The sequence below is a fragment of the Streptomyces sp. NBC_00376 genome (genome assembly GCF_036077095.1).
Lineage (GTDB): Bacteria > Actinomycetota > Actinomycetes > Streptomycetales > Streptomycetaceae > Streptomyces.
On record NZ_CP107960.1, the window covers coordinates 4,568,042 to 4,581,133 of the forward strand.

Annotated in this window: 17 protein-coding genes; 6 read left to right on the forward strand and 11 right to left on the reverse strand. The window is 70.2% G+C overall.

The window, feature by feature from the left end:
• Positions 1 to 41: 41 nt before the first annotated feature.
• From OG842_RS20635 to OG842_RS20650, 4 genes are read right to left on the reverse strand one after another with little or no spacing between them, the layout of a single operon-like run.
• Positions 42 to 656, reverse strand: a complete 615-nt coding sequence (locus tag OG842_RS20635; RefSeq protein ID WP_266731519.1) for a hypothetical protein — start codon at positions 654 to 656, stop codon at positions 42 to 44.
• A complete protein-coding gene (locus OG842_RS20640; protein ID WP_266731520.1) occupies positions 653 to 1,963 on the reverse strand; it encodes an MAB_1171c family putative transporter in 1,311 nt (436 codons plus the stop codon). The genes OG842_RS20635 and OG842_RS20640 overlap by 4 nt, the downstream gene beginning before the upstream one ends.
• 47 nt (positions 1,964 to 2,010) lie before the next feature.
• Entirely contained in the window at positions 2,011 to 2,622 is a 612-nt protein-coding gene (locus OG842_RS20645; RefSeq protein WP_266731521.1) for a toxin, read from the reverse strand.
• 6 nt (positions 2,623 to 2,628) lie between these two features.
• On the reverse strand, positions 2,629 to 3,090 hold the full coding sequence (locus OG842_RS20650) for a hypothetical protein (protein ID WP_266731522.1): 462 nt from the start codon (positions 3,088 to 3,090) through the stop codon (positions 2,629 to 2,631).
• A gap of 735 nt (positions 3,091 to 3,825) precedes the next feature.
• On the opposite strand from OG842_RS20650, the gene OG842_RS20655 reads away from it, so the two are divergent.
• Positions 3,826 to 4,029, forward strand: a complete 204-nt coding sequence (locus OG842_RS20655) for a cold-shock protein (RefSeq protein WP_093547863.1) — start codon at positions 3,826 to 3,828, stop codon at positions 4,027 to 4,029.
• A gap of 242 nt (positions 4,030 to 4,271) precedes the next feature.
• Positions 4,272 to 5,726: a DEAD/DEAH box helicase gene (locus tag OG842_RS20660; RefSeq protein WP_266731523.1), complete on the forward strand. Its 1,455-nt coding sequence runs from the start codon at positions 4,272 to 4,274 to the stop codon at positions 5,724 to 5,726.
• Positions 5,727 to 5,767: 41 nt separating this feature from the next.
• Here the strand turns inward: OG842_RS20660 and OG842_RS20665 are convergent, their stop codons facing one another.
• From OG842_RS20665 to crcB (OG842_RS20680), 4 genes are all read right to left on the reverse strand, one after another.
• Complete coding sequence (locus OG842_RS20665) at positions 5,768 to 6,532, reverse strand: SDR family oxidoreductase (RefSeq protein WP_266731524.1); 765 nt, start codon at positions 6,530 to 6,532, stop codon at positions 5,768 to 5,770.
• A gap of 341 nt (positions 6,533 to 6,873) precedes the next feature.
• On the reverse strand, positions 6,874 to 7,248 hold the full coding sequence (gene crcB / locus OG842_RS20670; protein ID WP_266731525.1) for a fluoride efflux transporter CrcB: 375 nt from the start codon (positions 7,246 to 7,248) through the stop codon (positions 6,874 to 6,876).
• Entirely contained in the window at positions 7,245 to 7,607 is a 363-nt protein-coding gene (locus tag OG842_RS20675) for a DUF190 domain-containing protein (protein WP_266731526.1), read from the reverse strand. Before OG842_RS20675 ends, crcB (OG842_RS20670) begins: the two co-directional genes overlap by 4 nt.
• On the reverse strand, positions 7,604 to 8,014 hold the full coding sequence (crcB, locus tag OG842_RS20680) for a fluoride efflux transporter CrcB (protein WP_266731527.1): 411 nt from the start codon (positions 8,012 to 8,014) through the stop codon (positions 7,604 to 7,606). The genes OG842_RS20675 and crcB (OG842_RS20680) overlap by 4 nt, the downstream gene beginning before the upstream one ends.
• 237 nt (positions 8,015 to 8,251) lie before the next feature.
• On the opposite strand from crcB (OG842_RS20680), the gene guaD reads away from it, so the two are divergent.
• Positions 8,252 to 9,592 (forward strand): guanine deaminase, encoded by a 1,341-nt coding sequence (gene guaD / locus OG842_RS20685; protein WP_266731528.1) that lies wholly within the window; start codon positions 8,252 to 8,254, stop codon positions 9,590 to 9,592.
• Between the two features lie 3 nt (positions 9,593 to 9,595).
• Positions 9,596 to 10,930: an MFS transporter gene (locus OG842_RS20690; protein ID WP_266731530.1), complete on the forward strand. Its 1,335-nt coding sequence runs from the start codon at positions 9,596 to 9,598 to the stop codon at positions 10,928 to 10,930.
• Between the two features lie 43 nt (positions 10,931 to 10,973).
• On the opposite strand, the gene OG842_RS20695 is transcribed toward OG842_RS20690, so the two are convergent.
• From OG842_RS20695 to OG842_RS20705, 3 genes are all read right to left on the reverse strand, one after another.
• Positions 10,974 to 11,429 (reverse strand): carboxymuconolactone decarboxylase family protein, encoded by a 456-nt coding sequence (locus tag OG842_RS20695; protein WP_266731532.1) that lies wholly within the window; start codon positions 11,427 to 11,429, stop codon positions 10,974 to 10,976.
• 109 nt (positions 11,430 to 11,538) lie between these two features.
• Positions 11,539 to 11,730 carry a hypothetical protein gene (locus tag OG842_RS20700; RefSeq protein ID WP_266731534.1) on the reverse strand — a complete coding sequence of 64 codons (192 nt, stop codon included), beginning with the start codon at positions 11,728 to 11,730 and terminating at the stop codon, positions 11,539 to 11,541.
• Positions 11,727 to 11,900: a hypothetical protein gene (locus OG842_RS20705; protein WP_266731536.1), complete on the reverse strand. Its 174-nt coding sequence runs from the start codon at positions 11,898 to 11,900 to the stop codon at positions 11,727 to 11,729. Before OG842_RS20705 ends, OG842_RS20700 begins: the two co-directional genes overlap by 4 nt.
• Before the next feature lie 106 nt (positions 11,901 to 12,006).
• On the opposite strand from OG842_RS20705, the gene OG842_RS20710 reads away from it, so the two are divergent.
• Positions 12,007 to 12,843 (forward strand): helix-turn-helix domain-containing protein, encoded by an 837-nt coding sequence (locus tag OG842_RS20710; RefSeq protein ID WP_266731537.1) that lies wholly within the window; start codon positions 12,007 to 12,009, stop codon positions 12,841 to 12,843.
• Positions 12,840 to 13,055, forward strand: coding sequence for a DUF397 domain-containing protein (locus tag OG842_RS20715; RefSeq protein WP_266731539.1), 216 nt, complete (start codon positions 12,840 to 12,842; stop codon positions 13,053 to 13,055). Before OG842_RS20710 ends, OG842_RS20715 begins: the two co-directional genes overlap by 4 nt.
• Positions 13,056 to 13,092: the final 37 nt, after the last annotated feature.

Sequence of the window (13,092 nt, forward strand, 5' to 3'; positions counted from 1 at the left end):
GGGCACCTGTACCCGCCTGATCCACCGTTCCAACGGAGGAATCAGACAAACAGGAACGCGCCCGCCGTCGCGGCCCCCAGCGCCCCTCCGGCGACCGTCTGGGCCACCGAGTGGTACCCGAGCGCCACCCGCGACCAGCACACGGCGACCGTCATCACGTATCCGAGCAGCCACCACGGCGAGTGGACCGCGGCGAGCAGGGCGACGACCGCCGAGGCGACCGCGGCGTCCACCGAGATCTTCCAGACCGTGTTGACGGCCAGCAGGACCACGGTCATCGCCCAGAGCGCGAGCATCGCCGCGAGGATGCCGGTGGGGGCGTGGCCCAGCACCATCACCACCGAACCGGTGCCGATGGAGCCGAGGATGACGAAGAAGATCGGCGCCCGCTTGGTGCGGTCGACGACATGGCGGTCGCCCCAGGTGCCGCGTCCGCGCTCCCATTCGATGTACCCGGCGGGTATGAGGCCCGCGCACAGGGCGCCGAGGAATCCCCAGAGCAGGCCGGTCCAGTGTCCGGCGGCGGCCAGGCCGATGCCGAGCATGCCGATCAGCAGGACGTTGCGGGGCTGGAAGACGTCGGTGACGGTGCGCGCGGCGGCGTTGTCCGGTGCCGCGGGGGTGTCGGTGGGGCCGGGGGTTTCGGTGGAGGTCATGCTGTCTCCTCGGTGGAGGCCGTGCGGGGTGCTGCGGTCGCGGTGGACGGGCCGGGTACGGCGGCGGGCAGGGCGGCCGCAAGTACTTGCGCGGCCCGGTCCTGCGGGACCGTCCGGTAGGCGGTGGCGACCCGGACCAGCCAGGCCACCTCGCCGTCCTGGTCGGTGGCGTGCTGGGTCTCGACCGCCGCGGCGGTGGAGGCGGACGCCCCGCCGTTCTTCGCGGTGAGTGCCGCCTTGATCCAGTACGCCTCGGCGAGCGGGCCCGTCCGCTCCGCGTCCGTGACGCCGTCCGCGGCGGCGGCGTCCTTCGCGGCCGGGAGCAGGGTGTCGGGCACGTAGTGGCGCAGCTTCTCCACCGCGTCCGCGATGTCGGCGGCCCAGCGGTCGATGCGCAGGTCCGCGGGGGTGTCGAAGCGGGTGAGCTCGCGGGCCAGCGAGGCCGGGGGGTCGAAGGGCTGCTCGGGGAACGCGGTCATCAACTCGCGCCAGAGGCCGTGCAGCTTGACCTGGGCCCGCCAGAGCTTCGCGCGGCGCTGCCCCTTGCTGAGGGCGGGGATGGAGGCACCCACGGCGAAGAAGGCGAACAGCACCACCTGCGCGGCCTCGGTGATCTCGTCGAAGCGGAGCGCGAAGGACTCGCTCGGGGTGTCGATCACGCTGACCCACAGGAACAGGGTCCGGCTGACGGTGTAGCCGACGCCGATGAACATGGCGAACGTCATCATCCCGAGGCCCACCCGCAGATGACGCAGCCCGGCACCGGCGGTGGCCAGCGCCCACTGGTACGCGCAGACGGCGGACGCGGCACCGAGGTAGAGGTAGAACACGCTCATGTACAGCGTGGCCCCCCACTGTCCCGCGTGGTCGGCGACGAAGCGGTCCGAGGGGACGGAGCGGTCGACGACCGTGAAGAACAGCACCGTCAGCAGGATCAGCGTGGCGATCGACGCCTTGGCCGCCACCTGCTGGATGACGCGGGCGAACCGTACGTGGCGCGGGACGGTCCCGCCGTCGGGGTACTGGCCGTAGATCGCGACGATGTAGCTGAGGATCGCCAGGATCGCGATCGTCGCCGTGTAGTGCTTGATCAGGACGGCGAGGTCGGTGACGGCGCTGTCGTTGAGCGCGATGCGTACGGCCCGGGTCTTGGTCCACAGGGCGGCGGCGAAGCCCGCGTAGCAGCCCCACAGGGCCCGGCGACGCTTGTCTTCTTCGTCGCCCCACAGGGCGGCGGGCATGCGCCACAGGGCGACGGCCGTCATCAGGACGGCCACCAGATAGCCGGCGAGGTCGAGCGGGGTCACGGCGGAGTCCTCGGGATGGGGGAGAGGGACGGGGGAGCGTGCGGTGTTCAGGAGCGGCGGAACAGGCCGCGACGGCGGTTGGTGGCGACCGGGCGGGACAGGGAGTTGGCCAGCCGGCCCACCATGTCGTCGCTCGTCACGTCCATGGCCATGCGGGGGATGAGCGAGGCGCCGAACTCGGCCATGCGCTCGTCGTGGGTGTCGTACTGCGCGCGGGCCTGCACGGTGCCGTCCCCTGACCGGAGCGCGTCCACGATCTCGGCGGCGACCGGTGACGGCGGGGACGGCGGGGGCTCGGTCCCGAGGACCCGGCTGATCAGCGAGGTGTCGAAGACCGGCAGCAGGCGCCGCAGTTGCTCCGCGTCGAGGGAGGTGCCGTGGTCGAACCACTCGTGGCACAGCTCGTGCAGGATGACGTGCTGGGTCTGGTACGCGGTCGGCCGGCGGCGGTAGAGCACGAAGCTGGTCCCGCCGGTCTTCAGCCGCAGCCCGCAGGCGGCGTTGACGCGGGCCAGCCGGTCGGGCATCTCGTGCAGCACGATGGTGCGGCCGCGGGCCGCTTCCATGTTCGCCACCAGGGCGTCGATGGAGAAGGGCGCGGGAATGGGCAGGTCGGCCAGCCCGGCCTCGCACTCCTTCCGTAGTTCGCGCAGCGACATGGAGATCTACTTCTCCGGCTCGCCGTGGACGAGGCCGCCTTCGGCCGCGCCCTGCCGGCCCTTGGCGTCCTCCAGCAGCGAGAGCGCGAACTGCAGCAGCTCCGGCGGGAGACCGTCCTCGTCGAGGCCGCGCCCGGCCACTCCGCTGATCTCCCCCGTACGCCGCATCGCGAGGAACTGGAGCCCGGCGACCACGTCGTCGACCACCTCGGACTCCTCCTTGAAGAACCGCCAGTCCACACCGAAGCCCAGACCGAGCGCCTTGAGGATGTCCTCGGAGGGCTGAGTGACCTTGCCGGCCAGGATGTTGGAGAAGTAGCTGTGGGAGAGGGAGCCGCCGCGTTCCTTGACCAGATCGGCGAAGAAGCGCCCCGAGATCTTCTGGCCGGGGAAGGTCTTCTCCACCATGTACTCGACCTTCTGCTGCAACGTCCGCAGCTCCGGCGTGCGTTCCTCGGCGCTGTCCATCCGGCCCCCCACGTATCCGCTCCCGGCGATCGAGGTTCTTCACGGTCGTTGATTCGGTCAACGGGCTCGTACTGTAACGAACCCTGACGCCTCGTTCTCAGTGCGGTGGGCGCGGTACGGGAACGGGCTTGCGTAAACACGCAACGTCACTGTTAACTCGAAAAAACACGAGCAGGGGACCACGAGGGGAGTCCCCTGCTCGTGAAATCAACGGGTTCCGTGTGAATTCGCCACGGACAAAAGGTGCATGACGCACATGCATGATGTGCGGACATGGGTGTAGCCCTTCACGACGGGGGATGCGTGAAGGGCTACGCATGCATTATGACTGCTGGTCAGGCCGTCATCAACTGCCCTCCGGAGCGGCGTGTCCGGGACAAGGGTCGGAAGAGGGGCCGGAAGAGGGGTCGGTGCGGGGTGTCCGGCGGCCGGATCGCGGGCGTCCTGACCGGTCGCGTGAATTTCGATTTACGGCGGAAGGGAATTCTGCGCGATTTTAATTCGAATCCGGCGGACCGGAATTAGATTTCCTGCGCACTTGCTGCCGCCGTGTTATTCTGGAAGCAGTTGCAGTTGTGGTTCCCGAAGACTCCAAGTGCGCCCCTCGGCTCAATGTGCCGAGGGTTGCCCTGCTGTGTTTTCCGGTGCTTTTCCGGATGGGGTAATCATCGCGGCGACGTGGGGTCCGCACCACGCGGATCCCCGAGAACTGCCCCCCCATGAAGGAGACAAAATATGGCTACTGGCACCGTCAAGTGGTTCAACGCGGAAAAGGGCTTCGGTTTCATCGAGCAGGACGGCGGCGGCCCCGATGTCTTCGCCCACTACTCGAACATCGCGGCCACCGGCTTTCGTGAGCTCCAGGAAGGCCAGCGGGTCAACTTCGATGTCACGCAGGGCCAGAAGGGCCCGCAGGCGGAGAACATCACCCCGGCCTGATCCCGCCGCTCCGGCGCCGACGCGCTGTGACGACTTGCACGACCGGGGCCCGCACCTGAGGGTGCGGGCCCCGGTTCGCTGTCGTCCGCGCCGTCCGGCGCCCGCCCGAGCCACTCCGGCGCGGCTCGTTTTTCGCAGCCGGGCTCCGTCCAGGCTTGTCAATGGCCCGTTCTTGCGATTCCTGCGCCGCCCGCCGCCGCAGCGAATTCCTCGATACGCGCCCTGTCGAGGAAGGGTTCCGTATGGACCGCGACCGCACAGCACGTTCGAACGACCGATATTCCCGTCCCCGTTCCGGCAGCCGCAGGCCCGCCCCCGTGCAGGGGGAGTTCGCGGCGCCGAAGACCATCACCCCGGCGCTGCCCGCAATTTCGGCCTTCGCCGAGCTGGACCTGCCCGAGGCGCTGCGGTCGGCGCTCACCGCCGAGGGCGTCACCACGCCGTTCCCGATCCAGGCGGCCACCCTGCCGAATTCGCTCGCGGGGCGCGACGTGCTGGGCCGCGGCCGGACCGGCTCCGGCAAGACGCTCGCCTTCGGCCTGGCCCTGCTGGCCCGGATCGCGGGCAACCGGGCCGACGCCCGCCGCCCGCTGGCCCTGGTCCTCGTCCCCACCCGGGAACTGGCCCAGCAGGTCACCGACGCGCTCACCCCGTACGCCCGCGCGCTGAAGCTGCGGATGGCCACCGTCGTCGGCGGCATGTCGATCGGCCGGCAGGCCACCGCGCTGCGCGGCGGCGCCGAGGTCGTCGTCGCCACACCGGGCCGGCTCAAGGATCTCGTCGAGCGCCGCGACTGCCGGCTGGACCGGGTCTCCGTCACCGTTCTCGACGAGGCCGACCAGATGTGCGACATGGGGTTCATGCCGCAGGTCACCGAACTGCTCGACCAGGTGCTGCCGCAGGGCCAGCGGATGCTGTTCTCGGCGACCCTGGACCGTAACGTCGACCTGCTCGTACGGAACTACCTGCACGACCCGGTGGTCCACTCGGTCGACCCGGCGGCCGGTGCCGTGACGACGATGGAGCACCACGTCCTCTACGTGCAGGGCGCGGACAAGTACGCCACCACGACCGAGATCGCGGCCCGCGACGGCCGGGTGCTCATGTTCCTGGACACCAAGCACGCCGTGGACAAGCTCACCGACCATCTGCTCGGCAGCGGGGTGCGGGCCGCCGCGCTGCACGGCGGAAAGTCCCAGCCGCAGCGCACCCGCACCCTGGACCGGTTCAAGAACGGGCAGGTCACGGTGTTGGTCGCGACGAACGTAGCGGCGCGCGGCATCCACATCGACAACCTGGACCTGGTCGTCAACGTCGATCCGCCGAGCGACCACAAGGACTACCTGCACCGCGGCGGCCGTACCGCCCGTGCCGGGGAGTCCGGCAGCGTCGTCACGCTGGTGCTGCCGGGACAGCGCCGGGAGATGACCCGGCTGATGGCCGACGCCGGGATCACCCCGAAGATCGCCCAGGTCCGCTCGGGCGAGGCCGAGCTGAGCCGGATCACCGGCGCGCGGAAGCCCTCGGGGGTGCCCGTCGACGGCAGCGCGCCGGCGGCGACGGAGCGCCCGCGGAGTGTGCCCTTCAGGGGCCGGGGCAGCGCCCCCACGAAGGCGGGCCGGTCACGCCGCTCCGACCTGCCCACCGCGGAGGCACTCGCCGCCGCGAAGCAGCGCCGCGCGAACCGCGGCGGGTAGCGCGGCGTCCACGCCACCCCGCAGGCCCGGTCCGCGCCCCGCTACCGGCCGCCCGCGACCCGCAGGACCGTCCCGGTCACGTAGGACGCCTCGCCCGACAGCAGCCAGGCGATGGCGGCCGCGATCTCCGGGGCGGAGCCGACGCGGCCGAGCGGGATCCCGGGGACGGCCGCGTCCGCGCGGCCGGGATCGCCCGCCGTGGCGTGCATATCGGTGTCGATCATGCCGGGGGCGACCGCGTTGACCCGGATGCCGTCGGGCCCCAGTTCCTTGGAGAGCCCGATCGTCAGCGCGTCCGTCGCCGCCTTCGTGGCGGCGTAGTGGACGAAGTCCCCGGGGCTGCCGAGGGTGGCGGCGGCCGAGGAGACATTGACGATCGCGCCCGCCCCGCCGGCCGCCATGTCCTTCGCGGCCCGGCGGCAGCACAGCAGGTAGCCGAGGAGGTTCACGTCCACGACGCGGCGCAGCGTCTCGGCGGAGGTGTCGGCGAGACGCCCGAGCGGGCCCGTCACCCCCGCGTTGTTGACCAGCCCGGTCACGGGCCCGAGCTGCTCGGCCGCCGTGTCGAAGAGCCGTTCCACCTCGGCCTCCTCGGCGGTGTCCACCCGCACCGTGACGCAGCGCGCCCCCGCGGCCCGTACCGCCGCCGCGGTCCGCTCGGCGGCCTCGGCGTTGCTCACGAAGCCCAGGGCGAGGTCATGCCCGTCCCTCGCCAGACGGATACAGGTCGCGGCGCCGATCCCCCGGCTGCCGCCGGTGACGACGGTGACGGGGCGAGACGGAACGGTGGTGCTGTTGTCCGGCACTGGAGGGCCTCTCACTTCGCTCGCGGATCACGCGGTACTTCACGCCGTGCTTCATCCGGTATTCGGCTACGCAGCGAATCACTGCGGGCGCCGGTGGATCAAGGCCGCCGGCGCCCGTATCCCGGCGCGGTGCCTGCTGTTGGAGTGGCGCCGGGTGACGGCACCGGCGTGGTGCCCTGCACGGGGCGCCGGCGGTTGCCTAGCGTCGGCATCTGACGGACCGCTGTCGGCGCGAGACGGGTTGAATCGCCCGGCGCTCGGTGACGGTTCCTCCCCAACGGCGTTCCCCTGCCACCGTCTCGCATTGCGGTGGCAGGGGACGCCGACCGCAGGCCACAGCCCTACGGCCAGAGCGCCCGCGCCAGTGCGACCCCGGCGAACGCCGCGCCCAGCCCCGCCGCCACACTTCCCACGACATTGGCCACCGCGTAGGACTTCGCACCGTCCTCCGCGAGCCGCAGCGTCTCGTAGCTGAACGTCGAGTACGTGGTGAGCGCCCCGCACAGCCCCGTGCCGATCAGCAGTTGCAGATGCGAGGAGGCGGCGCCGGCCGCCACCGCGCCGGTCAGCAGACCCAGGATCAGCGAACCCGACACATTGATCGTGAACGTCCCCCATGGGAAGACGCTGTCGTGCCGGGACTGCACCGCCCGGTCGGTCAGATACCGCAGCGGCGCCCCGACCGCCGCCCCGACGATCACCAGCAGCCAGTTCAACGGCCCCGCTCCCGCTCCCGTTCGTCGCCGAAGCGCACGATCTCGCACTCGTCCAGGAAGGCCACTCCGCCGCCCGCGATCAGTTCCCCGATGAGCGGCAGGAACGCCCTGATCCTTGCCTCGGTGTCCACGATCACGACCGCCACCGGCAGGTCCTCGCTCAGCGAGAGCAGCCGCTGCGTGTGGATCATCGACGAGGTGCCGAAGCCCTCGATGCCCCGGAACACACTGGCGCCGGACAGCCCGGCCAGGTGCGCCCGGTGCACGATCTCCGTGAAGACCGGCCGGTGGTGCCACCCGTCGGACTCGCCCACGAGAACCGTGAGGCGCAGGCCCCGTTCCGTCCCCGGCGTCGTCATGACTGCCTCCAGGCCAGCACGCGGCGGGTCGCCCACACCGCACTCCACACCGCCGCGAGAGCCGCGAACAGCGTCAGTCCCAGATACCCCAGACCGGCACGGAGCCGGCCGCCGTCGAGCAGGCGCTGGATGTCCACCGCGTACGTCGAGAACGTGGTGAACCCGCCGAGCACCCCCGTACCGAAGAACGGCCGCACCAGCCGGTGTGCCGTCCACACCTCGCTGATCACCACCATGAAGACGCCGATCACCGCACATCCGACGGCGTTCACGACCAGCGTCGTCCACGGGAAGCCGCCCGGGGCGGTGGGCCAGACCAGCGCGGCCCCGTAGCGGGCGGACGCCCCGATCGCACCGCCGAGCGCGACCACCGCGACGACGGAACCTTGTGGGTTCGGGGTTCCCATGGGCACGTTCTCCTGCCTGCCGTACGCACCAGGCTATCGCCCGGGGGTTTGCCCGGCCTGGGGGCCTTCGCCGGGCTCTTCGTAGGGGAGACGGCACCGCCCCGGGCCCCTGCCCCGTCACCCGATCGGCCCCGCCCACCCGGCGGGGAGTGACTCCGACGGCTCAACTGTCAGGACGACTGCCAGCACGGCTGTCAGCACGACGGACACGCTGCCGCACCCGGAGGTACGCCCGAGATGACGCCCGGCTCCCCTCAGACCGCCACCGCCACCGCCACCGCCGTACGAGGCACCCTCATCCGCTACCGGAACGACCCATTCCTGACGAGCCGGGAGGACGCCTTCGTCCATGAACCGGACGGCCTGCTGATCTGCGAGAACGGGAAGATCACCGCGGCCGGTGACTACACGGCGCTGCGCGACCGAATACCCCCCGGCGTCACCCCCGTGCACTACCCGGGCCACGTCATCAGCGCCGGATTCATCGACACGCACATCCACTACGTGCAGACCGGCATCATTGCCGCGTTCGGCTCGCAGCTCATCGACTGGCTGAACCACTACACCTTCGTCGAGGAGCAGCGTTTCGACGACGGCGTGTACGCCCGCGAGGTCGCCTCCGCCTTCTGCGACGAACTGCTGCGCAACGGCACCACGACCGCGCTCACCTTCGCCGCCGTCTACCCGGACTCGGCCGACGCCCTCTTCGAGGAGGCGTCCAGGCGCGACATGCGCATGGTGGGCGGCAAGGTCCTGATGGACCGCAACGCCCCCGACGCCCTCCTGGACACCGCGCAGTCCGCCTACGACGACTCCAAGAAGCTCATCGAGCGATGGCACGGCAAGGGCCGCAACCTCTACGCCATCACACCGCGATTCGCGCCCACCAGTACCCCCGAACAGCTGGAAGCGGCCGGGCAGTTGTGGAAGGAACACCCCGGCACCCTCGTCCACACCCATGTCTCGGAGAACACCGGCGAGATCTCCTGGGTGCGGTCCCTGTTCCCCGAACGCAGCGGCTACCTCGACGTGTACGACCACTACGGGCTCCTCGGCGACGGCGCGGTCCTCGCCCACGGGGTCCATCTGACCGGCCGCGAGCGCGCCCGCTGCGCCGAGACCGGCACCGCCGTCTCGCACTGCCCGACCTCCAACCTCTTCCTGGGCAGCGGCCTCTTCCACGTCCACGACGCCAAGGACCCCATGCGCCCGATGAAGGTCGGACTGGGTACGGACATCGGCGCCGGCACCAGCTTCTCGCTGCTGTCCACGATGAACGAGGCGTACAAGGTCGCCGAGCTGACCAACTACCCGCTGGACTCGGTCAAGGCGTTCTACCTCGCCACCCGCGGCGGCGCCGAGGCCCTCGGCCTCCAGGACACCATCGGCTCCCTCGAACCCGGCCAGGAGGCGGACTTCGTGGTCCTGGACCCCGAGGCCACCCCGCTGCTCGCGCAGCGCACCGCGAGGGTCGAGGACATCGAGGAACTGCTCTTCGTGCTCGCCGTGATGGGCGACGACCGGACCGTACGCGCGACCTACGTGGCCGGCGCGCTCGCCCACGACCGGGAGGCCTGAGCCATGTCGACGACCACGGACACGGGCACGGGCTCGGGCTCGGGCACCGACCGGCCCGCCGCAGAGTACCGGCACCATCCCGGCGCCCGCATCCTGCACGGCCCGCACCGCACCATCGGCGGGGCCGAGGCCTGGATCGTCTGGGGGCTCTGCGCGCTCTTCGTCGTCTGGCTGTTCGCCATCCAGACCGGGTACGCCGTCGTCTCCCCGGAGATCCAGAAGACCGCGTCCCTCACCGTCGCCCAGATCAGCCTGGCGAGCTCGGTCTACACCTGGGCGTTCGCGCTGTGCCAGTTCTTCAGCGGGGCGCTGCTGGACCGCTTCGGCACGCGTCCGCTGCTCGCGATCGGCGTCGCGTTCGTCACCGTGGGCGCCTTCCTGTACGCGCAGACGACGAACATGGCCACGCTCATCATCGCCCAGATCGTGCTGGCCATCGGCTCGTCCTTCGGCTTCGTCGGCGCGGGCTACGTCGGCGGCCAGTGGTTCCCGGCGGCCCGCTACGGGCTGATGTTCGGCCTGGTGCAGACGCTGGCGTCGCTGGGCTCCGCGGTGGGGCAGCCGGCCATCTCCTGGCAGCTCGACCACATGACCTGGCAGCAGCTGCTCAACGGCTTCGGCGCGATGGGCGTGCTGCTGATCGTGCTGTTCCTCCTGCTCGTACGCAATCCGGCGCCGGGGTCGGAAACGCTCAGGCAGGCCACATCCAGGCCGCCGCTGTTCGCCAGCATCTTCAAGGACCTCGGCAAGTGCTTCGCCAACCGCAACGTGGTGCTGTCGTCCGTGCTCGCCGGGGTCTCCTTCGGCTCGATGCTGGCCGTCGGCGTGCTGTGGGGGCCCCGGGTGATGGAGGCGCGCGGCGCCGACCCGGGGTTCGCCGCGACGCTGACCGCCATGTCCTGGCTGGGCCTCGCGGTCGGCGCGCCGCTGTTCAACCTGCTCTCCGACCACTGGCACGACCGCCGCACCCCGGCGATCGTCGGCGTACTGCTCCAGGCGGTGGCCATCGCCCTGCTGATCTATCTGCCCGAGGAGACCAACAGCGTCTCCATGGTCGTCATGTTCGCCATCGGGCTGTTCGCCGGTGCGCACATGCTGGGCTTCACCGTGGCCGGGGAGTCCGTCGGCGGTGCCCTGGTCGGCAGCTCCGCGGCCATCGTCAACGGCATCTGCTTCATCGTCGGCGGTGTGCTCCAGGCCGTGCCCGGCCGGCTCCTCCCGGACGACCCGGGCCTGTCCGACTACGGAACCGCCCTGCTGATGATGCCGATCCTGCTGGTGATCGGCGCACTGGCCGGCTTCTTCATCAAGGAGACCGCCCAGAAGCCGTCGAACTGACGGCCCCGGCACAGTCGCCTCCGCAGTCCCCGGCGCGTGACCTCTACCAGGTCTTGCCCGGGGGCTGCTTGGTGGTGACGGTGATGCGGTTGAACAGGTTCGTCAGACCGATCGCGAGGACCAGCGCGGAGAGCTGCTTCTCGCTGAAGTGGCGGGCGGCCTCGTCCCAGACGGCGTCCGGCACCGGATCGGAGCGGTCGCTGAGCCGGGTCGCGTGCTCCGCGAGCGCCAGCGCGGCCCGCTCGGCCTCGGTGAAGTACGGCGCGTCGCTCCAGGCCGACACGGCGAACAGCCGCTCGTCGCTCTCCCCGGCCTTCCTGGCGTTGCGTACGTGCCCGTCGACGCAGAAGGTGCAGCCGTTGATCTGGCTGACCCGCAGACCGACCAGTTCGAGCGTGGTCTCCGGCAGCCCGCCCTTGCTGATGGCCTTGACCAGGCCCAGTACGGGCGGCAGGGCCTCGGGAAGGATCTCGGCCGGGTTCTCGATACGTGCCTGCATGATGTCTCTCCTTCGCTGTCCGTCACGGCCGCGGCGGCGTTCTCGCCGCGCCCTCACTGCACTGACGGACGGCGGAGCGGAAGTGTGACGAGAGCGGCGTCCGGAATTCTCACCGCGCCCGCCGGAGCGAGCTGCGCAGCCCGTTCTCCTCGGTGACCTTGGCCCGGAGCTGCCGTATCAGCGTGGAGTCCGCAGGCTCGCCGCCCCCGCCGGAGCGGCACCTCGCGCACTCGCAGGGGGGCCACCGCAGCGGGTTGAGCTCGGGCAGGTCGGGCTCGGGTGCGGGAACTTGCTCGCTCATGCCGACCCCCGTTCCGTGCAGTCCGCCGTGTCGCGGTGGCGCCGGAGCAGCACCCGGCAGTCGGTCGCCCCGCTGTAGTCGTACTGATCATTGGCGAGGGCCACGGCCAGCCGGAGCTGCTGGCACTCGGGACAACAGCTTTCTCTCTCACGCCTGTTCTCGGCTAACACGAATAGCTCCTCTCCGTAGTCATTCCGCTACTGAGCGAGCTCAGATTGGCCTAGAGTCAGGGGTGCTTCAACTTGTTGGGTGCGAGCGAAAAGTCAGGTGAAGCCGTTGAACCGCAAGGAGTTGGACCCCGAGAGCAGTCCGGAGGCGGCCTTCGGTGCGCGCATCCGCAGATTGCGAGAGGAACACGGCTGGAAGCAGGAGGAGTTAGCCGATCGGATGGGCTACTCCGGCACACACATCTCCGCCGTCGAAACCGGTCGCAAGATGCCGACTCTTCGGTTCTCGCGCAACGCGGACCAGGTTTTCGGCACCGGTGAAACAGCCGACACGTTCGAACGCCAGTACCGCGAGATCCGGCACGGTTCGCTGCTGGAGGGCTTCCCGCAGTACGTGGGGCACGAGGGCCGCGCGGTGGAGATCCGGCTGTACGAAATCGGCATCATCCCAGGGCTGTTGCAGACGCAGGAGTACGCGGGGGTACTGGCGGACAGCGCGCTGCGGAGAGGGGCGATCGCTCCGGAGCAAGCGGCCGAGCGAGTCTCCTTCCTGGCGGAGCGCCAGGCTGCTCTGGTGCGTCCCCGCCCTCCCATGATGATGGTGGTGATGGACGAGAGCTGCATCCGCAGGCGGGTCGGCGGGGGCGAGGTCATGGCCGCCCAGCTCGACCGGTTGGTGGAGTTCGCCACGCTGCCGAACACCGTGCTCCAGATTGCTCCGTTCGACATGGGGGAGCGTCGCACGTTCAACCTTCCAATGAATCTGCTGACGCTGTCGGACATGTCCGTGATCGCCTATGCGGAATCCCAGATGCGGGGACATCTGGAGCGCGATACGACCTCCGTGTTCCCGCTGCTGACGGCCTACCATCAACTACAGGCCGAAGCGCTGTCCCAGGCGGCATCGGTGGCCATGATCAATGAGGTACGAAAGGGCACCCCGTGACGACCACGACCGAGTCCCCACGCTGGTTCAAATCCTCATACAGCGACAACGGCGGCAACTGCATCGAGGTCGCCGCCAACCTCGTCGCCTCGCGCGGCCTGGTCCCCGTCCGCGACTCCAAGAACCCCGGCGGCCCGGTTCTGAACGCCTCCGCCTCCTCGTTCTCCTCCTTCGTGGCGGGCGTGAAAGCCGGAGAGTTCGCCGGGGGCTAACCCCACCGCACACCGTCATGCCTCCCGGCTGGGTTGA